The sequence below is a fragment of the Novosphingopyxis baekryungensis DSM 16222 genome, assembly GCF_000420305.1.
Taxonomy (GTDB): domain Bacteria; phylum Pseudomonadota; class Alphaproteobacteria; order Sphingomonadales; family Sphingomonadaceae; genus Novosphingopyxis; species Novosphingopyxis baekryungensis.
This window is the reverse complement of record NZ_ATUR01000004.1, coordinates 365,268-386,428: the sequence shown is the minus strand read 5'-3', so window position 1 is coordinate 386,428 and position 21,161 is coordinate 365,268. Positions and strand designations below refer to the sequence as shown.

The following is a 21,161-nucleotide window of genomic DNA, read 5'->3' as shown; positions in this document are numbered from 1 at the left end:
CTGATGCAATTGGTGGACGGAGGCGTGCCAATTGTTGCTAAAGCCTAGTACGCTTCGCTGCGTGCGACAACAGATGCGCATCGTCCGGGGCCTCGGCAATGGCGATGTCGCGCCATCCGTCACCGGCGGCTTCGGCCACATTGGGCGACAACACGGCCAGCGAAATGCCAGCGCGATCGCACCCCATCCGGTCGCACTCCACCGCGAAATGCCGGGCGGCGCGGGCGGAATGCAGCGCGGCGACCACATCACCGTCGCGCAGGCGCTTGGCGAGCGGCGCGGGCATCGGCACAGGATCGACGGCATAGACGATCACGGTGTCGATCAGCATGCCCGCCAGAAGAACATCGACATGCTGGCGGCCGGCCAGACGGAGGAATCGCTGCGGCGTGCCTTTGGACAGCGACTGGACCAGCGCCTCCACGCCGCGCTCGCCAGTGCTGGCGACCGTAAAGCCCAGCGCATGCGCCGCGGCCGCCGTGGCCTGACCGACGGCGTGGACCGGCAGATCCTGCAGCGCGGTCAGCGCCGGCCCGCCGAGCCGCAGCGCATTGGCGCTGGATATGATGAGGCCGTCGTAAAGATCGGGGTTTGGCGGTTCCCAGCGCAGCGGTTTTGCCTCGAACAGGGAATGCACGATCGGGGTCAGCCCCAAGGTGCGGGCCGCCCGGGCGGACTGGCCGGCGCCGGGGGCGGGACGGATGATGACAAGATCGGTGTTCATGATGGCGATGCCCCGGCAAACAGCGCGGCGAGGGGCGGACTGGCGCCTTGCAACAGCTCTGCGGCCAGACTGGCCGGTGCCGGCCCGGTCGCCTCGGCAAACAGGGCATCGGCGCGCTGCTGGTCGCTCCCGTCCACGGTCAGGATCTGCGCGGTCATGTGGATCCGGCCATCCTTCATCACGGCATGCGCTGCAACGGGGGAGTGGCAGTCAGCACCCAGTGCATAGAGGAACGCGCGTTCGGCGGTCACGCAGGCGTGGCAGGCGGCGTCATCGATGGCCGCCAGCGCGGCTCTTGCGTCCCTGTGCGATTCCAGCGTCTCGATGCCGATCGCCCCCTGCGCCGGGGCCGGCAGCATAACGCTTTCGGGCACCGCCACGCCTATGCCGCCCATATCGAGCCGGTCCAGCCCGGCAGCGGCCAGCATGGTGGCGTCCGCCTCCCCCCGGTCGATCTTGGCCAGCCTCGTGCCGACATTGCCGCGAATGAGCTGGATGTTCAGATCGGGCCGCAGGCTCAAGAGCTGCGCGGCGCGCCTGGGGCTGGCGGTGCCGACGCGTGCGCCCCGGGGCAGCGCATCGATCGACGACGCGCCGATCAACCGGTCGCGGGCATCGGCGCGCGGCAGGATGGCCGCAATCAGCAGATCGGCCGGGCGAATGGTTTCGACATCCTTCATCGAATGGACCGCCGCATCGATCCGTCCTCCTTTCAGCGCGGCATCGAGCTCGCGCGTCCACAACGCCTTGCCGCCAATCTCCGCCAGCGCGCGGTCCTGCACCTTGTCACCACTGGCCACCAGCGGCACCAGTTCGACCGATCCTTCGCCCCAGCCATGCGCCGCCATCAGCGCGGCGGCGGCCATATTGGCCTGCGCCAGCGCCAGTGGAGAGCGGCGGGTGCCGAGGCGGAAAGGGCGATCCGGAGTGAAGACGCTGGTCATATGCGCCTTGTGCTAGCGATGCCGCCCGCTAAGGAAAAGGGTCATGGCAGTCATATTGGGTCTGGAATCGAGCTGCGACGAAACGGCAGCAGCGCTGGTGGACAGCGACCGGACGATCATTGCGCATAAACTGGCGGGCCAGGAAGAGCATCACCGGCCCTATGGCGGCGTGGTGCCGGAAATTGCAGCGCGCGCCCATGCCGAGAAGATGACGCCGCTGGTCGAATCGGTGTTTGCAGATGCCGGCATGACGCTGGCCGATGTGGATGCCATTGCCGCGACGGCGGGGCCGGGCCTGATCGGCGGCGTGATGGTGGGTCTGGTGACGGGCAAGGCGCTGGCACTGGCAACGGGCAAGCCGCTGATCGCCGTCAATCATCTGGAAGGCCATGCGCTGTCACCGCGTCTCGTCGATGCGGATCTTGGCTTTCCCTATCTGCTGCTGCTGGTGTCCGGCGGACATTGCCAGATTCTGCGGGTCGACGGTGTGGGCCGCTATGCGCGGTTGGCCACGACCATAGACGATGCGGCGGGCGAGGCGTTCGACAAAACCGCCAAGCTGCTCGGACTCGGTTTTCCCGGCGGCCCGGCGGTGGAAGCGGCGGCCCGGCAGGGCGACAGCGCGGCGGTGCCGCTGCCCCGTCCGCTGGCCGGATCGAAGGAGCCGCATTTCAGCTTTGCCGGCCTCAAGAGCGCGGTGCTGCGGGCCAGTGACAGCGGTCAATATGCGCCGCAGGATATCGCTGCCTCCTTCCAGCAGGCGGTGGTCGACTGCCTGCGCGATCGGCTGAACCATGCGCTGGACCGGACCGATCGGCTGCCCGCGCTTGTTGTGGCTGGCGGTGTGGCGGCCAACGGCGCGGTGCGCGCCATGCTGCAGGATGTGGCCGCGCAGCGCGACATGCGCTTCGTCGCGCCGCCGCTCTGGCTGTGCACCGACAATGCCGCGATGATCGGCTGGGCCGGGGCGGAGCGTTTCGCGGCGGGGCTTACCGATCCGCTCGACATTCCGGCACGACCGCGCTGGCCGCTGGACGATCAGGCCCCCCCCGTGCGCGGCGCAGGGGTGAAGGGATGACCGCGCCGGTTGCCGGCGTGATCGGTGCCGGGGCGTGGGGTACGGCGCTGGCCCAGGTCCTCGCGAGCGACGGACAGGCGGTGCGCCTCTGGGCGCGCGAGCCCGAGGTGGTGACCGCCATTTCCGATCAGCGGGTCAACAGCCTGTTTTTGCCCGATATCGCCTTGTCTGCGGACATTGCGGTCACCGGGAACATGGCGGACATGGCCGACTGTCCGGTGTTGCTCATCGTTGCCCCGGCCCAGCATCTACGGGCCGTTCTGGCCAGTCTGCCCGAAGGCGATGCACCGCTGGTGCTGTGCGCCAAGGGTATCGAGGCGGATAGCGGCAAGCTGATGTGCGATGTCGCCCGCCATGCCGCGCCGGGCCGCAAGATCGCGATCCTCTCCGGCCCCACCTTTGCGCATGAAGTGGCGCGCGGGCTGCCCGCCGCCGTCACCCTGGCCTGCGAAGACGAGGCGCTGTGGGAAGAGCTTTCGCCGCGCATCGCCCGGCCCGCTTTCCGGCCCTATTATTCGGACGATGTGATCGGCGCGGAAATCGGCGGTGCGGTGAAAAATGTGCTCGCCATCGGGTGCGGCGTGGTGGCGGGCGCCGGTCTCGGCCTGAACGCCCGCGCCGCGCTCATCAGCCGGGGGTTTGCGGAGATGACGCGCTTCGGCCTGGCCAAGGGCGCGCGCGCCGAAACGCTGGCCGGTCTGTCCGGTCTGGGGGACCTCGTCCTGACCTGCAGCTCGGAGAATTCCCGCAATTTCTCGCTCGGCAAGGGGCTGGGCGAGGGCATGGCCGCCGCCGATCTGCTGGGCAACCGGCGCACGGTGGCCGAAGGCGCGGCCACCGCGCCGGTGCTGGCGCGCGAGGCGGCGCGCATGCATGTCGACATGCCCATCGTCGCAGCGGTGTGCCAGCTTCTGGACGGCGGCGCGGGCGTGGACGAGGTGGTGGCCGATCTGCTGGCCCGTCCGCTGCGGTCCGAGCAGTCCCCAACCGTCAATCGGGGCCAAGGCTAGCGCGTCCGCGATCGGACGGCTAGACGGTCAGGCCAGGAGGGACATGGTGGACGGCAGCAGCGCGCGCGATGAGCGCGATATCGCGGCGCTTGCCAAGGGCGGGCGCACCAATATCTTCGGCTTTCTGCTGCGTCTGGCCGCACGCCTGCCGTTCCTGTTCATTGCCGGGCGCATGTACGGGCCGGAGCTGCTGGGCCGGTTCGCCTATGCCATTCTGATCGTCGAATTCGCCGCGCAGCTGGCCACCATGGGTCTGCGCCGGGGGTTGGCCGAGCAACTGTCCGAGGCGGAGGATGGCCATAGCGCCATCGTCTATGACGGTATGCTGCTGTCGTTCATCGTGTCGACGGTGGCCGCCAGTTTTCTCATCCTGCTGCCGCAGATCATGTATCCCAGCACGGAGATTCGCGGGCTCGACAGGATGCTGCCGCTGGTGATCCCGGTGCTGGCGATTACCGAAATCTCGCTCGCGGCGCTGGCCTATCGCTATGACATCAAGTCCACCGTGCGCGCCCGCGCCATTGTGGAGCCGTGGGTGGTGTCGATCGCCGCCTTCCCACTGTTTTTCGTATTCCCACGCGACGGGCTGGTCATCTCCTATGTCCTGTCGATGGTGGCCGCGCTGGTGACGGCCTTGTGGCCGTTTTTCAAAAGCTATGGCCTGCCCAAGAACTGGCGGCCCGAACTGTCCGGCCTGATCGCCATGAGCCGGCGCAATTTTCCGCTGGCTGCGGCGGATGGGGTGGAATGGGGCAGCCGCCGGCTGGATCTGGCCATTCTGGGGCTGTTCGCCTCGCCGGCGGTGGTCGGCATTTATTATGTCGCGCAGCAGGTCGCCAGCCTTCCGCAGAAGCTGAAGACCAGTTTCGATCCTATTCTCGGCCCGGTCATCACGCGCAATCTGAAGGAAAACCGGCTGCCCGCCATCGCCGCGCAGGTGAGCCAGGTGGGTTTTTGGATCATCGCGGCGCAGCTGGGGGTCAGCCTCGCGCTCGGTCTGCCGGGTGAGGCGGTGATGGGTCTGATCGGGCCGGAATTCGTCGGCGGCACGGGCGCGCTGGCGTTCCTCCTGATGGCCGAAGTGGCGGCCGCCCCGGCGGTGGTGAGCGAGGCGACGCTGGTCTACATCGCCCGGCATCGCAATCTCATGGTGTCGCTCAGCGTGCTGGCGTTCCAGGCGATGCTGACGGTCGGGCTGCTGCTGCTGGCCCGTCATCTGGACTTCCCCCCGCTCTATCTGGGCGCGATGCCGGCGCTGGCACTGGCGCTGTCTCTGGGGCTGATGTCGGCCATCAAGGCGCGCATGCTGACCCGGCTGCTGGCGGCGCCGGTGGGCGTGTGGCGCTGGACGCTGGTCTGGGCGGCGGCGGCTGCCGTGCCGACCTTCTACATTTTCTCTCAATTGCCGGAATGGGCCGAGCTGGCCTTCGGCATTCCCGCGATCATGCTGGCCTATGGCGTGGTGATCTGGAAGCGCGGCTTTGGCGATGATGACCGCGCGCTGTTTCGCAAGGCGGGCGAGAAGGACGCCAAGGAAAGCGCGCAGGAAAAAGCCCTGCGCAAAAGCCAGAACTAGGCCCGCCCCGAGCGCTATGCCGGGGCGGGCCTATCGTTTCGACAGGACGGCCGGGCCCGTCAGCCCAGCTTTTCGGCCATCAGCTTTTTCAGATCCTGCTCCGGCCGCGCACCGAAATGCGAGACGACCTCTGCCGCGGCGACCGCGCCCATTTCCAGGCAACGGGTCACGCTTTCGCCCTGCAGATGCCCGGACAGGAAGCCGGCCGCGAACAGATCGCCCGCCCCGGTCGTATCGACCACCGTGGTCGGCAATGCCGTGGTTTCGAACCGCTCGCCGTCCTTGATGGCGATGGCGCCCTGGGGACCGCGGGTGACGACCAGCAGCGGCACGTCCTTGCCCAGCGTCTCGATGGCGCTGGCCGGATCGCTGTCTTCCAGAATCCCGGCCTCTTCCTCATTGGCGAAGAGAATGTCGATCAGCCCGTCGTCGATCAGCTTGCGGAAATCCTTGCGGTGCGTGTGCACACAGAAATCGGCGCAGGTGCTGAAGGCGACCTGCGTGTCCGACTGACGGGCGATTTCCAGCGCCCGGCGCATCGCGGCGCGCGGCTCTGGCGGATCCCACATATAGCCTTCCAGAAACACCAGCCTTGCATTGGCGATGGCGTCCTGATCGATCGCCTCGGCCGGCAGGAAATGCGATGCGCCGAGAAAGGTGTTCATCGTGCGCTCGCCGTCCGGGCTGACCAGGATGAGGCAGCGGCCCGTGGGCGGTTCGGCATCGCGCGGGGCCTGCGTGAAATCGACGCCCACCGCGCGCAGATCATGGGCATAGACCTCGCCCAGCTGATCCTTGGCGACCTGCCCGATGAACTGGCATTTCGCGCCGAGCATCGCGAGACCGGCCAGGGTATTGGCCGCCGCGCCGCCGCTGATTTCCTGTCCCGATCCCATCTTGTCGTAGAGCGAGACGGCACGATCGGCATCGATCAGGGCCATGCCGCCCTTGGTCAGGTTCTCTTCGGTGATGAAATCGTCGGTCGTGCTGGCGAGCACGTCGACGATGGCATTGCCGATGGCTAGGACATCGTAACGGGTCTGGGTCATGAAAATCTCCGGGGCGCAAAAGCTTGCCGCGCGGCCTAGGGCGGCTGGGCCTGCGCATCAAGGGCGATTGACCATATGGGCCGCCCTGCCGCATGAAGGCACATCATGCTGCGCGCCCTTGCCCTGTCCATCCGCCAGCTTGGCGACCGTGCCATCTTGGCGGTGCTCGCCAAAAGCGTGGCACTCACGCTGCTGATCTTCGGCATCCTCGGTGCCGGGGCCTATTACGGCTTCGGCTGGCTGCTGGACCGGATCGGCTGGACGAACGCATCGACCGGGGTCGTCGCTGCCATCGGCGCGCTGCTGCTGGCGGTGTTTGCCGGGCTGGTGCTGTTCCGCATGGTGGCGCTGGCGGTGATCGGGCTGTTTGCGGAAGATGTCGTGGCGGCGGTGGAACGGCGTCATTATCCGGCAAGGGCCGCCAACGCGGTGCCGCCGTCCACGATGCGCGGGCTCGGCATCGGTCTGCGGTCGGCACGGCGGGCCTTGCTCTACAATCTGCTCGCGCTGCCGCTCTACTTCGTGCTGCTGTTTACCGCGGTCGGCGCGCCGATGGTGTTCCTGATCGTCAACGGTCTGCTGGTGGGCAAGGATCTGCAGCAGATGGTGTTGGTGCGCCACGATGCCGATCCGGACCATCTGCCCGAACGGATTGCGCCGGTGCCGCGCTTCGTGCTGGGCCTTGGCGCAACGGTGGCGCTCGGCATTCCCTTTCTCAATCTGATCGCCCCGGTTATCGCGGCGGCGGCGGCCACGCACATGATCCACGGGCCGCGTTCTGGCAGGATGGTGACGGCATGATGTGGGCAGCAAGATCGGCATTGGCAGCAGCGGGCCTTCTGGCCATGGCGAGCTGCGCCACTGTGCCGCCAGCCACCGGCGGCAGCCCGGTGGCGGTGCCGGGCACCGGATCGGCCAACGCCATTGGCGACAGGCGCGGGTTGGAAGCGGTGCTCGGCAAGGATGAGGCCCGGCTGCGGCAGATGTTCGGCGAGCCCCGGCTCAATGTGATCGAACCGGTGGGGCGCAAATTGCAGTTTACCGGCGCGCCCTGCATTCTGGACGCCTATCTCTATCCGGACCGGTCCGGCCGCGAACTGGTGGCCCATGTCGATGCGCGGCGGCGTGACGGGGCGGCGGTGGACCGCGCCGCCTGCGTGGCCGCGCTGCAGAAGAAATAGGGCGCTGACGGGCGGGCCCGTGCATCCGCACAGCCGCTCACATGGCCTGTTCGGGCACCGGGCGATGGTCGCTTGGGCACTGACCGTCCCATTCGCAGCGCACGCCCGCGTCGGGCTCGGTGGCGATACGCCGTGCCCGTTCTTCGGCAAATAGGCCCGGATCGAGCTGTTCCAGAGCCCAGATCGCGGCGCCGCGCACCACCGGGGCCCCATCGTCCAGCAGCGGCAGCAGCGATGCGATGAGCGTCCGGTCTGCGCTATTGCCCGCCGCCACGGCGGCGTTGCGCACCATGCGGATGCGGCCTGATCGTTTGATCGGCGATCCGGCGAAGACGGTGCGGAAATCGGCATCGGACAGCGCCAGAAGGTCCGCCAGCGGCGGAGCGACCAGCTCGGCGCGCGGCAGAAACGCCTTGTTCGCTGCCCCGGCCAGCGCAAATTTGTTCCAGGGGCAGGCGGCCAGGCAATCGTCGCAGCCATAGATATGATTGCCAATGCCGGGCCGCAGCGCGCGCGGGATCGGCCCCTTGTTCTCGATCGTCAGGAAGCTGATGCAGCGCCGCGCGTCCAGCTGATAGGGCGCGGGGAAGGCATCGGTGGGGCAGGCGCGCTGGCAGGCATCGCAACTGCCGCACCGCCCGGTGCCCGGCGCATCGGGTGCCAGCGCGGCGGTGGTGTAGATCGCGCCCAGAAAGAACCAGTTGCCCAGATCCCGGCTGAGCAGGTTCGTATGCTTGCCCTGCCAGCCGATCCCCGCCGCTTCGGCCAGCGGTTTTTCCATCACCGGCGCGGTATCGACGAACACCTTCACCGCGTCTCCGCTCTCTTCGACCAGCCAGCGTGCCAGGCGCTTGAGCGCCGATTTCACGACATCGTGATAATCCCTGCCGCGCGCATAGACCGAAATGCGGCCATGGGCCGCCGCATCGGGGTTGGCGGCGGGGTCATAGGCGGACAGATCGTCGCCCGGCGCATAGCTCATCGCCAGCATGATGACCGATTGCACCTCGGGCCAGAGCGTGGTCGGCTGCGCACGCTGGTCGGCGCGGCCCTCCATCCAGATCATGTCGCCATGCCGCCCATCGGCCAGCCAGCGTTGCAGCCTCTTGCCGGTTTCCGGCGCCAGCGTGGCCGGGGCCATGCCGCAAGCGGCAAAGCCTTCCGCAGCGGCGCGGGCCTTGATCTCATCCTCCATCGAAAGCTTGCGCGCGTTCATCACACCCCGCTAGCACAGCGCAGGATAAAGGCTAAGGCCGTATGGCAGGAGTTGCTGCGTGGGGAGTGAGAGCATGGGGCCATATGCCATCGAGGCGCGCGGACTGATCAAACGGTTCGGCGGGACGACGGCGGTCGACGGGGTCGATCTGCGCGTGCCGGAGGGCAGCATCACCGGCATGCTCGGCCCCAATGGCGCGGGCAAGACCACGCTTTTGCGCATGCTGCTCGGCATTATCGATCCCGATGAAGGCAGCCGCACGCTGCTGGGCAGCGAAAAGCCGCTCAAACGCGCGCATGAGGTCGGCTATCTGCCCGAAGAGCGCGGGCTGTATCAATCGATGAAGGCGGTCGAGACCATCGCCTTCATGGGGGCCCTGCGCCATTTGCCGCTGGAAGAAGGCCGCAAGCGTGGCCGGGTGCTGATGGAGGAGGCCGGGCTGGGCCATGCCATCGACAAGAAAATCCGCGAACTCAGCAAGGGCATGGCGCAGACGGTGCAGCTGCTCGGCACCATCGTGCATCGCCCGCGGCTGATCGTGCTGGACGAGCCTTTTTCCGGCCTGGACGCCATCAACCAGGGCAAGCTGGAGCGGCTGATCCGCGATCAGGCAGAGGCCGGCGCTACGGTGATTTTTTCCACCCATGTCATCGCCCATGCCGAGCGTTTGTGTGAAAATGTGGCGATTGTGGCGGGCGGCAAGGTGCGCTTCGACGGCAGCGTGGAGGCGGCGCGCGACCGGCTGCGTCCGCAGGTGCATCTGGAAACGAGCGCGCTGGACGGCCCCTGGTGCGCGGCCTTGCCGCCCGGCACGCAGCGGGAAGGCCATTGGTGGCATTTCACCTTGCCGGACGGGGGGCCGGAGCCGCTGCTCAATGCGCTGATCGAGGGCAAGGCGGGCATCCGCTCGCTGTCGATCGAACGACCGGGCCTGCATGATGCATTTGTGTCGATTGCCGGGGAAGCGGCCGCGGCCGAAATGGAACGCGCGCAGGCCGAAGGAGCCAAGCCATGAACGAGACGATCCGCGCGGCCTGGGTCATCGGACGCCGTGATTTTACCGCCGTGGTGCTGTCCAAGGCCTTTCTGATGTTCTTGCTGGGCCCCCTGTTCCCGCTGGGCGCCGGCATCCTGTTCGGATCATTGGGCGAATCCATTGCCGATGACATAGGCGGGGACGTGGTCGGCATCTCCATTCCGGCAGAGGAGGCGCAGGCGTTGATCCAGACGCGCACGCGCCTGGCAACCGTGCTCGGCGACCGCCGCTATCCTGAATTGCGTCAGCTGCAGCCGGACGAAGGCACGCCCAAACAGGTGCTCGAAGCGGCCAAGGCGCTGGACGATGGCAGCAAGGGCAAGCTGGCCGCGGTGCTCAGCGGCAGTTTCGATCAGCCGGTGCTGACCGCCACCAGCGCAGAGGCCGAGGATATCGGGCCGGAACTGGCGCTGCTGATCAGCCAGGCGCGCAGCGGCACCGATCGGTTGCAGCCCATCCGGCTCGATCCGGTCGATTCCAGCGCGGGCGGAGAGCAGCGCGCGCAATTGCTGACGGGGCAGGCGGGGCAGGCGCTGCTGTTCTTGCTCGTCATGCTGCTGGCCGGCATGGTGCTGTCCAATCTGGTCGAGGAGAAATCCAACAAGATCATCGAAATCCTGGCTGCGGCGGTGCCGATCGATTCGGTGTTTATCGGCAAGCTGCTGGCCATGCTGGCGATGGCGATCGTCGGTATCATGGTGTGGGGCGCGGCGGGCATGGCGGCGCTGCAGATATGGGGGCCGGGCCTGCCGAACCTGCCCGTGCCGGCGGTCGGCTGGCCGCTGTTCATGCTGCTCGGCGTCTTGTATTTCGCGATGGCCTATCTCATCCTCGGCTCGCTGTTTCTGGGCATCGGCGCCATGGCCTCCACCGTGCGCGAAGTGCAGACGCTCTCCATGCCGGTGACCATGCTGCAGATGTTCGTCTTCGGTTTTGCCTTTTACACCGTCAGCAAGATCGGTCAGCCGATCGAGATCGTGGCCTGCATCGTGCCCTTCACCTCCCCATTCGCCATGCTGGCGCGGGCGGCGCAGGTGCCCGAAATCTGGCCGCATTTCGTGGCGTTGCTCGGGCAGGGCCTGTTCGCGCTTCTGGTCGTGCGGATCAGCGCGATGATGTTCCGCCGCAATGTCATGAAATCAGGTGGCAGCGGCGGTGGCCTGAAGGCGCTGTTCGGGCGCAGAAAAACGGCCTGATCGCCTGCCTGATCGCCTGGTTGCAAGGGCGCAGGCCGTCAGACCGTGTGGGCGCGCGGGAATAGGTAGCTGATCGCAACGCTATTGACATTCAGGTCAGTAATGCGAAGCTGCCCGCGCTAATCAGAGCGGCCAGGCACGATCCGGTCGCCGGATAGGAGAAGAGCCATGGCCACCGCTTTCAAAACCACCGATGCCGAAAATGCGCCCAAGGAAACGCAGGTGCACAGAGCCCCGCATGACTGGGATGTGAGCCGCGCGGAGATTTATGCCGAAGACCGCTGGCAGCCCATCTTCAAGGAGATGCGCGCGCAGGCACCGATCAACAAGATCGTGGATTCGGACTTTGGCGATTACTGGAACATCACCACCGCCAAGCCGATCCAGCATATCGAGGCGCTGCCCGATCTGTTTTCATCCGAGGAAGGCGGCATCACGCTGGTCGGCAAGGAAGCGCAGGCGATCCCGGAAGAAGAACAGGTCCGGATGCCGATGTTCATCGCCATGGACCGGCCCAAACATACCGAACAGCGCCGCGTGGTCGCGCCAGCCTTCACCCCTTCCGAAATGGTGCGGATGACGGAGAATATCCGCAGCCGCACGTCGGAAATCCTCGACAATCTGCCGGTTGGCAAGACGTTTGACTGGGTCGATGAAGTCTCGATCGAGCTGACCACGCAGATGCTTGCCATCCTGTTCGATTTTCCATGGGAAGACCGCCGCAAGCTGACCTTCTGGTCCGACTGGGCGGGCGATGTGGAGAAGTTCCGCACCAAGGAAGGCCGCGACGAGCGGTTGATGCACATGTATGAAATGGGCACCTATTTCCAGAAGCTCTGGAACGAGCGGCTGGAAGCGCCCGAAGCGCCCGATCTGCTCAGCCGCATGATCCATTCGGACATGCGCGACATGGATCAGATGACCTTCATGGGCAATCTCATCCTGCTGATCGTGGGCGGGAACGACACCACCCGCAATTCCATGTCCGCCTATGCTTATGGGCTCAGCCAGTTCCCGGATGAGCGGGCCAAGCTGGAGGGTAATCCCGATCTGATCCCCAATACGGTGCAGGAAATCCTGCGCTGGCAGACACCGCTGGCGCATATGCAGCGCACCGCGATGGAGACGACCGAACTGTTCGGCCACACCATCGAAAAGGGGGACCGGATGGCGCTATGGTATCTTTCCGCCAATCGCGACGAGAGCATCTTCGAGGACCCCGACCGGCTGATGGTCGACCGGGAAAATGCGCGGCGGCATCTGGCTTTCGGCTATGGCATCCACCGCTGCGTCGGTGCGCGGCTGGCCGAGCTGCAGATCCGTATCCTGCTGGAAGAAATGGCCGCGCGGCGGCTGCGCGTGAATGTGCAGAGCGAGCCCGAACGGGTGGCGGCCTGCTTCGTCCATGGGTATCGATCGCTGCAGGTCGAACTCAGCCATTATTGAGCAGCTTTGCTGGTTCAGCGCAGCTTCAACCGCCTGGGTTATAGAGCCTGAAATATCGGGAATTACGCACAGCGCCGCGCGCGCCTCACCGGGCGGCGGTGCAGCTTTCCCTCCTTTTCGGACGTAATCCTTCCATGACCCATGATCCCAAATTCACCCATTTCGACAGCAGCCGCAGGGACCTGCTGACCAAGGGCGGCCTGGCCTTTGCCGGAACCGCCATGATCGTAATGGCCGGATGCGGCACCGCGCCCGCCGAAGCGCGCAGCTTTCCGGTCTCCAAGACGGATGCGCAGTGGAAGAAACAGCTGAGCGCCCCGGAATATTATATCCTGCGGCAGGACGGGACCGAACGGCCCTATTCCAGCCCGCTGAACAAGGAAAAGCGCGCCGGCACCTTCATCTGCGCAGGTTGCGACCATCGCCTGTTCAGCAGCAAGACCAAGTTCGAAAGCGGCACCGGCTGGCCCAGCTTCTATGCCCCGCTGAAAAGCGCCGTGGTGACGTCGCGGGACAACAAGCTGGGGTTCACCCGTACCGAAGTCAGCTGCGCGCGCTGCGGCGGGCATCTGGGCCATGTCTTTGACGACGGCCCCAAGCCGACCGGCAAGCGCTATTGCATGAACGGGGCGGCCATGGACTTCGTCCCCGCCTGACCCCTGGGTTAGCGGCCCGATCCCGGCAATGACGGGGCGGTGCGATCGATCCGGTACAGCCTGATCGGGCTTGCGCCGTGGTGGGGGAGCGGGCGTAGCCACGCCGGTATGTCGCCCTTGGTCAGCCGTGCGGCCAGCCCGTTCGGGGCCACCTTGATATAAACATCCATCTCCGCCGTATCGGGGCAGAAGAGCAGCAGATCGGCCCGGCTCTGCGTCACGACCGATCGCGCCAGCGCCGGGTCTCCCATAAAGGCCTGCATGACGGCCTTTATTTCGGCCTGATTGCGATGATGGCCGGTGGCGATGACGCTGTGTCCGGTATCGGTCAGAATCGATGGGCCGATGTCGATCGGTGCGAACAGCACGGCCTTGGGCAAGGCATTGAGCCGATCGATATTGGCGCTGCGGAAGCAGGCGCTCACCCGCATTTCGGTCTTCTCGGTCGGCTCATCTGCCAGTGCGCTCTGCATTTTGGCGACCGCGGCCATGGGAACTGGCGGCAGGGCCAGAACGACGGCGGTCGACGCAAGGATGCGCAACGGTGCGGGTTCCAGCCGCCGGGCCCAATGCCAGATCATGAGCAGCGTGACGGCAACGCCAGGTACGGCAAAGGCGTGCGACACGTACATGGCGCGCATCACCAGGCAGGATATGATCCCGGCCCCGATTTGGAGCGTCAGCAGGCGCGACCAGTTAACCCGTGCGGCACCGCGGCTGGACCGCCAGGCAAGGGCGCTGCCGATCAGCCCGATAATGGTCGGGATTAGGCTGTACAGCGCCATGTCCAGGGTCTGCGCCGTCAGCGGCAGGCCCTCCTTCACGTTCAGATACCAATAGTCATGCACCAGCGGATCGAGCTGGCCGAAGGGGCCGCGGCTGCACTGCGGGGCCACCAGCAGGAACGCCGCCAGCGCCGCCAGTCCCGTGACAGACAGCAGGATCAGCCGCCGTGCCGCGCTGGCATGACCCATGATGCGCCCGGCGAGCAGCATGGCGCTGGACCCGGCCACCAGCGCGCCCAGATAGGGTGCCGACAGACCGTCGCAATAGCTCACCGTCAAGGCCTGCCATCCGCGCGAGGCGGGCACGGACAGCACGGTGGCAAAGGTGCAGGCGAGAAGGAATCCGCGCAGCATGGGCCAGCCGTCTGCGCCGCGCCAGTAGCTGAAGGCGAACAGCCCGCCGAACAGCAGGAAATAGGGCAGCGCTTCCAGCGATATCGACAGATAAAAGGCCATAACCAGCCCGGCCAGCGCGCCTTTCGGGCCGCTGCGCGCGCCCAGAGCGAGCGCCAGCAAAGCGGTCGCGGCGACGATCTGCCAGCCATGATGGTCGATCCGCAGCGGCGCGAACTGCCGCGTCACGAAAATCATGGTGACCGGGATGAGCAACCCCGTCCAGCACAGCGCCCGGCCACCAAGCTGCTGCAGCACAGCGCGCAGCATCAGCAGGAACAGGCCATAAAGCAGCAGCGGCCAGACGATCAGCGCGATATGCTCTGCCTGCGCCGGAGCGATGAAGAGGCCAAACAACCAGATGCAGGCGGCGATCGGCACGTCGAGCAGCCGCCACCAGTGCATCTGCCCACCGGCTGGCGGGTTGATGCGGTGCTGGCTGACGTCGAACCAGCTCTGCCCGCCCATCCAGTCCCGCACCTCGACCAGGCGCAGCGCATCGTCCGGGTCGATGAAGTCCAGCGCCCGGAAACTGTCGGGCTGATAGAAGAGATAGAACAGGCTGACCGCCAGCATCGACAGCAGGATGATGGCATAATCGCCCGCGTGCCGGGCTTTGCCCCCGATCGCCAGCGTCATGGCGTAAAGACGATGTGCCGCCGCAGCAGCCAGACGGCCTGAAAACTCACCGCCACGGCCACGATCTTGCCGATGCGCGGATCGATCCCGGCCTGTTCGAACCCGCCCACGATGAGCGCGGTCAGCCCCAGGCCCAGCAAAGCGGACAGCAGGAACAGGATCTTGCGGCGATGGCCGTCATCGCGGCCTTTGGCATCGGTGAAGACCGCCCGGCTGGACAGCAGCCAGTGGACGGCAATGCCGGCGCTATAGCCGATCAGCGAGGCCGGCATGGGCGCCATGCCGCCGCGCATAAACAGCAGGAACATGCCCATGTCGATCGCCAGCGCGCCGACACTCGCCAGAATATAGCGCAGATAGACCAGCCGCAGCCCCAGACGGAGGCCGCCCTGGGCCAGACGCAGGATCATCGTCACGGTCCGACCTTGCCTGGTCAGGCGGCGCGGTCGACCGCGTCGGCTGCGGCCTCGCTCTCGCTGGCGATCCGCCGGGGCACATCGCGTTCGGAGGCCAGGGCGGCCTGCCGATCGGCGGCGATGCGCGCCTGATCGCCCTCATTGCCCGCCTCATGATATTCGGCGTCTTCATTGACCTGCCAGATGTCGTAGATGCGTGCGCCGGCCTCGATATTCTCCACCGTCAGCATCGCCGTCATCATGGCGTGGTCCTGGTTATTGTAGCGGTGCATGCCGTTGCGGCCCACCATGTGGAGCGTCAGGAAGCGGTCTTCCAGATCGGCGCGCATCGCGGCGACATTGTCAGCATAGCTGTCATCATAGACGGGATAGGCCTTTTCCTGCCGCACCACCGCGCCGCCAACCACGTCTTCGGGCTGGCACAGGCCGAGGATCGCCATCTCCTTCTTGGCCAGATCGATCAAATCCGCGTCGGACGAAGCCCATAGCCCGTCGCCTTCGAAACAGAAATATTCCAGGCCGACACAGGCGATGTTTTCGTCCGGCACCATTTCGGGCGACCAGCTGCGGAAATTCTGCACGCGGCCGACCTGTACCTTGCTGTCGTGGATATAGATCCAGTTGTCCGGGAACAGATCGTCGGACTTGATCATCAGCGCCACGGTCAGGAAATCGCGATATTTCAGGTCGGCGGCGTTCAGGCTGCTGGCGGGCAGTGGATGGATGCGGGCGGCCAGCTCGCGCATCGGCGCGGAGCTGATGACATGGCGCGCGCGGATCACCGCTTCGCCGCCATCGGACGTGCTGGCGGTGACGCGCCATTGTCCGTCGCTGTCCTGCGCCAGCTGCTTGAGCTTGTGGCCCATGCGCACCGCATTGCCTTTGGACAGCACGAAATCGCGCGCCGCGTCCCACATCATGCCGGGGCCGAGGCGGGGATAGCGGAAGGTTTCCAGCAGCGTCTTGGCCTGGCCTGCGCTGCCGTCGTTCAGTTTGTTGAGGCCGAGCGACCGCTTCAGCCCGTCGATGACGGCCGCGCCAAGGCTTAGCCCCTTGATGCGCTGGGCCGCCCAGTCCGCCGACATCTCATCGCACGGCATGCCCCATACTTTCTCGGTATAGGTCTTGAAGAAGATGGAATACAGCTTCTGGCCGAACTGGTTGATCACCCAATCCTCGAAGCTGCGGACCTGTTTTTTGGGCAGGAGCTTCCAGCGCAAATAGCTGGCCATGCAAAGGGTGGAGCGCCAGATGCCCAGGTTCCACAGCGCCTCGAACGCGCGCAGCGGATAGCTGTAGAATTTGCCCTCATAATAGATGCGGCTCATGCGCGGGCGCTGGATGAAATCGTCCGGCAGAATCTCGTTCCACAGATCGACCACTTCCTGCGATTTGGAAAAGAAGCGGTGGCCGCCAATGTCGAAGCGATAGCCGCCGACCTCCACCGTGCGGCTGATGCCGCCGACATAGGTCTCGTCCTTTTCGATAACGGTGACGCTATAGCCCTTTTTGGACAACAGATAGGCCGCGGTCAGCCCGGCCGGCCCCGCCCCGATGATGGCGACATCGACCGGGCCGTCCCCCGCATGCTCGTCCTGCATAGCCATATCGGCGCTTCCCCTGCCACTTGTGGTTCCGGGCAAGGCAATGAAGGAAATCTTCTAACGGATGGTTAACAGCCGGTTATCGGGCAGGGGCGCTCGATCCAGACCGCAAATGCCGTCCGGCGCGCCCTTAATGGCGGAAGTGGCGCATGCCGGTGAAGACCATCGCCAGGCCCGCTTCGTCCGCTGCGGCGATCACCTCGTCGTCGCGGATCGATCCGCCCGGCTGAATCACCGCCGTCGCGCCCGCTTCCACGGCGGCCATCAGGCCGTCGGCAAAGGGGAAGAACGCGTCCGATGCCACGGCGGAACCATGGGTCCGCGCCTCTGCCCAGCCATAGGTTTCTGCCGCTTCGCGCGCCTTCACGGCGGCAATGCGGGCGCTGTCGCGGCGGTTCATCTGGCCTGCGCCGATACCGGCGGTCGCGCCGTCTTTGGCATAGACGATGGCGTTGGACTTGGTGTGCTTGGCCACCGTCCAGGCGAACAGGCAGTCCTGCAACTCCTGATCGGTCGGCGCGCGCTTGGTCACCGTCTTCAGATCGCTTTGCGTCACCCGGCCATTGTCGCGCGATTGCACGAGCATGCCGCCGGTGATGCTCTTCATCATCAGGCCGTGGCGGGTGGGATCGGCCAGATCGCCGGTCAGCAGCAGGCGCAGGTTCTTCTTTTTGGCGAACACGGCCTTGGCGGCATCATCCGCATCGGGCGCGGCGACGACTTCGGTGAAAATCTCGGTGATCGCCTCGGCCGTGGGGCCGTCGAGCGGGCGGTTGACCGCCACGATGCCGCCGAAGGCCGATACGCTGTCGCATTCCAGCGCGGCGCGATAGGCGTCGATCACGCTGTCCGCGCTGGCCACGCCGCAGGGATTGGCATGCTTCACGATCACCACGGTGGGCGGGCCATCGCGAAATTCGCTGACCAGCTCCAGCGCGGCATCGGCGTCGTTGAGATTGTTGTAGCTCAGCGCCTTGCCCTGCACCTGCCGGGCCTGCGCCACGCCGCGTGCCGCAATTTGGGTCGGGATATAAAGCGCGGCCTGCTGATGCGGATTTTCTCCGTAGCGCAGTTCGTCCGCCTTGCGCCCGCCCGACAGAAGGCTGGATGGAAGCTGTTCGCCCTGATCCGAAAAGGCGAACCAGCTGGCGATGGTCGCATCATAGGCGGCGGTGGCGGCAAAGGTCTTGGCCGCCTGGGCGCGGCGGAAGTCCGGGCTCACCGCACCGTCATGCTGCTCCAGCTCGGCCAGCAGCGCGTCATAATCGGCGGGATCCGTCACCACGGTGACATAGGCATGGTTCTTGGCGGAACTGCGCAGCATGCTGGGCCCGCCGATATCGATATTCTCGATAATCTCGTCCCGGTCCGCGCCCTTGGCCAGCGTTTCGGCGAAGGGATAGAGATTGACGACTACGAGATCGATCGGCCCGATATCATGCGTCTTCAGCGCGGTCTGATGCTCGGGATTGTCGCGCACGGCCAGCAGCGCGCCATGCACCTTGGGGTGCAGCGTCTTGACCCGGCCGTCCATCATCTCGGGAAAATCGGTCAGTTCGGAGATATCGCGCACGGTCAGCCCCTGCGCGCGCAGCGCCTTGGCGGTGCCGCCGGTGGACACCAGTTCCACACCGCGTGCGGCCAGTGCCTGGCCCAACTCGGCCAGCCCGTCCTTGTCGGACACGCTGAGCAGTGCGCGCTTGATCTGAATCGGCTTCATTGCATCATCCCATATGTTTCAGGAGCCAGCCGGTCGAGCTGCCCCCGGCTTCGGCCTCTCCGGCCACCACCAATTGCGTTGTCGGATGGGGCCGGCCATCGGCATCGACCCACAAACTGTCTTCGATCGTAAGTCCGCCGCCGGTCAGGCGGAATTGCCACATGCCGCCGCTGGGCAGACGCAGCACCGCGCCATTCTCGGTCGCCTGCGCCTCGACGCCGTCGCCCAGATGGAAGCGCAGGACGAACGGGGTGGCACCATCGCGCTTCCGGCGTGGCCCTTCCGGCAGCAGCATATCCTCGCCGCGCAGCTCCATGCCATCGTCGCGCAGCATGAGCAGGCGGCGGTGGACGAAGCCGAAGGCGCGTTGATAGCCGTCATGGCTGGCCTCGATACGCGTGGCTCTTTCCACCTCGCGCCGGTCCAGCTCCACTTCCTCCACGCCGCGGCCCAGCTTGCCGCCGGGCAGGATCGAGGTGCTGTTGCTGTCCGCAAGGCACAGCGTGCTGTGCGCGGCGGTGGAGCGCAGGCCCGTTGCCAGCGATTGCGGGACATGCTTGCCGACCAGCGCCGCGCCGCCGCAATTGATGATGATGCGATCCGCGCCATGGCTGAATTCCATCGCCAGCGTGGAGGCGCAGCCCACCGCGCTTTCCCGCGCCAGCGGCGGCGGCGCGGCATCCAGCAGCAGCACGGATTTGTTGGCCGATACGCGCTGATAGCCCCAGTCGCGTGCCTGACGGGCGGGGCGTGCCCGCACGCCGCTGCCGGCCACCAGTGCCTGCAATTCGTCCGGCGGAAACACGCCTGCGCCCTGCCATGCGCCCAGGCCGCCATCGCCATGCGCCAGGCCGGTCAGCGCCGGCACCGCGCGTTCCAATGCGGCATCGATGAAGGCGGGCACCATCTCCTTGCGCTTGGCATAGGCGTCCCGCAGCAGGCCCAGCATGTGCACCGCTTCGGCAAGAGCCAGCGGCGATCGCGAGACGATGCCGCCGTCGGGGAAGATGGCGCTGGCAATGGCTTTTTCCAGCCCGGCTTCGCCCACCACCTTGCGCGCCTTGCCGTCGGGGATCAGCAGCGCGGCGGCCACCAGCCCGGCCCAGGCCACCAGCCGTTGCCGGCCTTCGGGCGCACGCTGGGCGGCCTTGTCCAGATGGCGGGCATTGCGCGCGACCGAATTGAGCACGCGGCTGCGATAGATCAGATCGCCGCTCGACAGGATATAGGGGGCGTAGGCGGCCCAGTTCACAAACCGCCAGGCGCAATTGTCCGCGCGCCAGGCAGGCTCGGTCACTTTCATGCCATGCGTGTCCAGCCACTGGTCCATCAGCTTTTCGGCCAGTTCGGTGCCCTGCGCCCGGTTGGCCACCGCCGCCAGATCGCGCAGCCAGGCGAAGCGGTGGATATAATTCTGGAAATCCGGCGGCAGCTTTTCGCGCTCTTCGTCCAGCTTGCCGAACGGCACCTGCAAGCTGCGAAACTGGAAGCGGCCATGGCGCAGCGCCTCGCCGCGCACCGGATCGCCGGGCAAGGGATCGTCCGGCACGGCAAACAGGCGCGGCGGCAGCTTGCCGGTCAGGCGCATATTATGCAGCGGTGTGCGCCAGGTCAGCTTGTAGAACAATTCGGCCACCTGTTCGGAAAGCGACGCTGCCGGGCCGGCATCCCGCACCATGAGCGCGCGGCCGTCCTGTGCAGGCGCCTCGCGCTCGGCCATGCTCACTGGCCCTTCAGGCCAGCGATATTGGCGGCATATTGATCCGGGCCACCTTTGAAGGTGGCGGTGCCGGCCACCAGCACATCGGCGCCGGCGGCGATGACCTGCGGCGCGGTTTTGGCATCCACCCCGCCATCGACTTCCAGCCGGATGTCACGGCCGCTGGCATCGATGCGGCGGCGGATATCGGCAATCTTGTCGAGCTGGCTCTTGATGAAGCTCTGGCCGCCAAATCCGGGATTGACGCTCATCACCAGCACCAGATCGATATCGCCCATCAGATAATCCAGCGCGCTGAGCGGCGTGGCCGGATTGAGCACGATCCCGGCCTGTTTGCCGAGCGCCTTGATCGATTGCACCGTGCGATGCGGGTGCGGGCCGGCTTCGGGGTGGAAGCTGATGATGTCCGCGCCAGCCTCGGCAAAGGCCTCCAGATACTGGTCTACCGGGGAAATCATCAGATGCACGTCGAACGGCTTGGCCGTGTGCGGGCGCAGCGCTTTCACAACGGCGGGGCCGATGGTGATGTTGGGCACGAAATGCCCGTCCATCACGTCGACATGGATCCAGTCGGCGCCAGCCTTGTCGATGGCGCGGATTTCCTCGCCGAGCTTCGCGAAGTCGGCAGAGAGGATGGAAGGGGCGATGCGGACGGATGGATGCACCATCGCGCTCCCCTAGCGATGCTGCACAGACATCGCAACGCCTGCGCCAAAGAGCCCTGTGGATAATGCGGGCAAAGATCGGGGATAGCTGGCCCTGGCGGCAGCGT

The 21,161-nt window shown here is 66.1% G+C and carries 19 protein-coding genes; 9 read left to right on the top strand and 10 right to left on the bottom strand.

Annotated elements, in window-relative coordinates:
- Positions 1–37 precede the first annotated feature (37 nt).
- On the bottom strand, positions 38–724 hold the full coding sequence (locus G410_RS0108790) for a uroporphyrinogen-III synthase (RefSeq protein ID WP_022673286.1): 687 nt from the start codon (positions 722–724) through the stop codon (positions 38–40).
- Positions 721–1,668 (bottom strand): hydroxymethylbilane synthase, encoded by a 948-nt coding sequence (gene hemC / locus G410_RS0108785; protein ID WP_022673285.1) that lies wholly within the window; start codon positions 1,666–1,668, stop codon positions 721–723. Before hemC ends, G410_RS0108790 begins: the two co-directional genes overlap by 4 nt.
- A gap of 43 nt (positions 1,669–1,711) precedes the next feature.
- Between hemC and tsaD the strand changes: the two genes are divergently transcribed.
- From tsaD to G410_RS0108770, 3 genes are read left to right on the top strand one after another with little or no spacing between them, the layout of a single operon-like run.
- The gene (gene tsaD / locus G410_RS0108780; RefSeq protein WP_022673284.1) at positions 1,712–2,746 is read left to right on the top strand and encodes a tRNA (adenosine(37)-N6)-threonylcarbamoyltransferase complex transferase subunit TsaD; all 1,035 of its coding nucleotides are present in this window, start codon (positions 1,712–1,714) and stop codon (positions 2,744–2,746) included.
- A complete protein-coding gene (locus G410_RS0108775) occupies positions 2,743–3,756 on the top strand; it encodes an NAD(P)H-dependent glycerol-3-phosphate dehydrogenase (protein ID WP_022673283.1) in 1,014 nt (337 codons plus the stop codon). The genes tsaD and G410_RS0108775 overlap by 4 nt, the downstream gene beginning before the upstream one ends.
- Positions 3,757–3,799: 43 nt before the next feature.
- Positions 3,800–5,332 carry an oligosaccharide flippase family protein gene (locus G410_RS0108770; RefSeq protein WP_022673282.1) on the top strand — a complete coding sequence of 511 codons (1,533 nt, stop codon included), beginning with the start codon at positions 3,800–3,802 and terminating at the stop codon, positions 5,330–5,332.
- A gap of 59 nt (positions 5,333–5,391) precedes the next feature.
- Here the strand turns inward: G410_RS0108770 and G410_RS0108765 are convergent, their stop codons facing one another.
- Positions 5,392–6,381, bottom strand: coding sequence for an adenosine kinase (locus G410_RS0108765; RefSeq protein ID WP_022673281.1), 990 nt, complete (start codon positions 6,379–6,381; stop codon positions 5,392–5,394).
- 105 nt (positions 6,382–6,486) lie between these two features.
- Between G410_RS0108765 and G410_RS0108760 the strand changes: the two genes are divergently transcribed.
- A complete protein-coding gene (locus G410_RS0108760) occupies positions 6,487–7,182 on the top strand; it encodes an EI24 domain-containing protein (protein ID WP_022673280.1) in 696 nt (231 codons plus the stop codon).
- Positions 7,179–7,562, top strand: coding sequence for a hypothetical protein (locus tag G410_RS0108755; protein WP_033317476.1), 384 nt, complete (start codon positions 7,179–7,181; stop codon positions 7,560–7,562). The genes G410_RS0108760 and G410_RS0108755 overlap by 4 nt, the downstream gene beginning before the upstream one ends.
- Before the next feature lie 37 nt (positions 7,563–7,599).
- Here G410_RS0108755 and queG read toward each other — a convergent pair whose 3' ends face one another.
- Positions 7,600–8,778, bottom strand: coding sequence for a tRNA epoxyqueuosine(34) reductase QueG (gene queG / locus G410_RS0108750; protein WP_022673278.1), 1,179 nt, complete (start codon positions 8,776–8,778; stop codon positions 7,600–7,602).
- Between the two features lie 73 nt (positions 8,779–8,851).
- Here queG and G410_RS0108745 point away from each other — a divergent pair, with 73 nt between their 5' ends.
- From G410_RS0108745 to msrB, 4 genes are all read left to right on the top strand, one after another.
- Positions 8,852–9,793, top strand: a complete 942-nt coding sequence (locus G410_RS0108745) for an ABC transporter ATP-binding protein (RefSeq protein ID WP_022673277.1) — start codon at positions 8,852–8,854, stop codon at positions 9,791–9,793.
- The gene (locus G410_RS0108740) at positions 9,790–11,010 is read left to right on the top strand and encodes an ABC transporter permease (RefSeq protein ID WP_022673276.1); all 1,221 of its coding nucleotides are present in this window, start codon (positions 9,790–9,792) and stop codon (positions 11,008–11,010) included. Before G410_RS0108745 ends, G410_RS0108740 begins: the two co-directional genes overlap by 4 nt.
- Positions 11,011–11,178: 168 nt before the next feature.
- Positions 11,179–12,456 (top strand): cytochrome P450, encoded by a 1,278-nt coding sequence (locus G410_RS0108735; protein ID WP_022673275.1) that lies wholly within the window; start codon positions 11,179–11,181, stop codon positions 12,454–12,456.
- Between the two features lie 134 nt (positions 12,457–12,590).
- On the top strand, positions 12,591–13,112 hold the full coding sequence (msrB, locus tag G410_RS0108730) for a peptide-methionine (R)-S-oxide reductase MsrB (RefSeq protein ID WP_022673274.1): 522 nt from the start codon (positions 12,591–12,593) through the stop codon (positions 13,110–13,112).
- Between the two features lie 8 nt (positions 13,113–13,120).
- Here the strand turns inward: msrB and G410_RS0108725 are convergent, their stop codons facing one another.
- The 6 genes from G410_RS0108725 to rpe form a co-directional block, all read right to left on the bottom strand.
- Positions 13,121–14,929, bottom strand: coding sequence for a hypothetical protein (locus tag G410_RS0108725; RefSeq protein WP_022673273.1), 1,809 nt, complete (start codon positions 14,927–14,929; stop codon positions 13,121–13,123).
- The gene (locus tag G410_RS0108720) at positions 14,926–15,339 is read right to left on the bottom strand and encodes a GtrA family protein (RefSeq protein WP_022673272.1); all 414 of its coding nucleotides are present in this window, start codon (positions 15,337–15,339) and stop codon (positions 14,926–14,928) included. The genes G410_RS0108725 and G410_RS0108720 overlap by 4 nt, the downstream gene beginning before the upstream one ends.
- 23 nt (positions 15,340–15,362) lie before the next feature.
- Positions 15,363–16,952 carry an NAD(P)/FAD-dependent oxidoreductase gene (locus G410_RS0108715; protein ID WP_245559321.1) on the bottom strand — a complete coding sequence of 530 codons (1,590 nt, stop codon included), beginning with the start codon at positions 16,950–16,952 and terminating at the stop codon, positions 15,363–15,365.
- A 127-nt stretch (positions 16,953–17,079) separates the two neighbouring features.
- Positions 17,080–18,669 (bottom strand): bifunctional phosphoribosylaminoimidazolecarboxamide formyltransferase/IMP cyclohydrolase, encoded by a 1,590-nt coding sequence (gene purH, locus G410_RS0108710; protein ID WP_022673270.1) that lies wholly within the window; start codon positions 18,667–18,669, stop codon positions 17,080–17,082.
- 4 nt (positions 18,670–18,673) lie between these two features.
- Complete coding sequence (locus G410_RS16165; RefSeq protein ID WP_022673269.1) at positions 18,674–20,389, bottom strand: heparinase II/III family protein; 1,716 nt, start codon at positions 20,387–20,389, stop codon at positions 18,674–18,676.
- A 2-nt stretch (positions 20,390–20,391) separates the two neighbouring features.
- The gene (rpe, locus tag G410_RS0108700) at positions 20,392–21,057 is read right to left on the bottom strand and encodes a ribulose-phosphate 3-epimerase (protein WP_022673268.1); all 666 of its coding nucleotides are present in this window, start codon (positions 21,055–21,057) and stop codon (positions 20,392–20,394) included.
- Positions 21,058–21,161 lie beyond the last annotated feature (104 nt).

Bases quoted from the DNA above. Each gene is read 5' to 3' on its own strand.
- G410_RS0108790 (WP_022673286.1), bottom strand. From the start codon at position 724: ATGAACACCGATCTTGTCATCATCCGTCCCGCCCCCGGCGCCGGCCAG.
- hemC (WP_022673285.1), bottom strand. From the start codon at position 1,668: ATGACCAGCGTCTTCACTCCGGATCGCCCTTTCCGCCTCGGCACCCGC.
- tsaD (WP_022673284.1), top strand. From the start codon at position 1,712: ATGGCAGTCATATTGGGTCTGGAATCGAGCTGCGACGAAACGGCAGCA.
- G410_RS0108775 (WP_022673283.1), top strand. From the start codon at position 2,743: ATGACCGCGCCGGTTGCCGGCGTGATCGGTGCCGGGGCGTGGGGTACG.
- G410_RS0108770 (WP_022673282.1), top strand. From the start codon at position 3,800: ATGGTGGACGGCAGCAGCGCGCGCGATGAGCGCGATATCGCGGCGCTT.
- G410_RS0108765 (WP_022673281.1), bottom strand. From the start codon at position 6,381: ATGACCCAGACCCGTTACGATGTCCTAGCCATCGGCAATGCCATCGTC.
- G410_RS0108760 (WP_022673280.1), top strand. From the start codon at position 6,487: ATGCTGCGCGCCCTTGCCCTGTCCATCCGCCAGCTTGGCGACCGTGCC.
- G410_RS0108755 (WP_033317476.1), top strand. From the start codon at position 7,179: ATGATGTGGGCAGCAAGATCGGCATTGGCAGCAGCGGGCCTTCTGGCC.
- queG (WP_022673278.1), bottom strand. From the start codon at position 8,778: ATGAACGCGCGCAAGCTTTCGATGGAGGATGAGATCAAGGCCCGCGCC.
- G410_RS0108745 (WP_022673277.1), top strand. From the start codon at position 8,852: ATGGGGCCATATGCCATCGAGGCGCGCGGACTGATCAAACGGTTCGGC.
- G410_RS0108740 (WP_022673276.1), top strand. From the start codon at position 9,790: ATGAACGAGACGATCCGCGCGGCCTGGGTCATCGGACGCCGTGATTTT.
- G410_RS0108735 (WP_022673275.1), top strand. From the start codon at position 11,179: ATGGCCACCGCTTTCAAAACCACCGATGCCGAAAATGCGCCCAAGGAA.
- msrB (WP_022673274.1), top strand. From the start codon at position 12,591: ATGACCCATGATCCCAAATTCACCCATTTCGACAGCAGCCGCAGGGAC.
- G410_RS0108725 (WP_022673273.1), bottom strand. From the start codon at position 14,929: ATGACGCTGGCGATCGGGGGCAAAGCCCGGCACGCGGGCGATTATGCC.
- G410_RS0108720 (WP_022673272.1), bottom strand. From the start codon at position 15,339: ATGATCCTGCGTCTGGCCCAGGGCGGCCTCCGTCTGGGGCTGCGGCTG.
- G410_RS0108715 (WP_245559321.1), bottom strand. From the start codon at position 16,952: ATGGCTATGCAGGACGAGCATGCGGGGGACGGCCCGGTCGATGTCGCC.
- purH (WP_022673270.1), bottom strand. From the start codon at position 18,669: ATGAAGCCGATTCAGATCAAGCGCGCACTGCTCAGCGTGTCCGACAAG.
- G410_RS16165 (WP_022673269.1), bottom strand. From the start codon at position 20,389: ATGGCCGAGCGCGAGGCGCCTGCACAGGACGGCCGCGCGCTCATGGTG.
- rpe (WP_022673268.1), bottom strand. From the start codon at position 21,057: ATGGTGCATCCATCCGTCCGCATCGCCCCTTCCATCCTCTCTGCCGAC.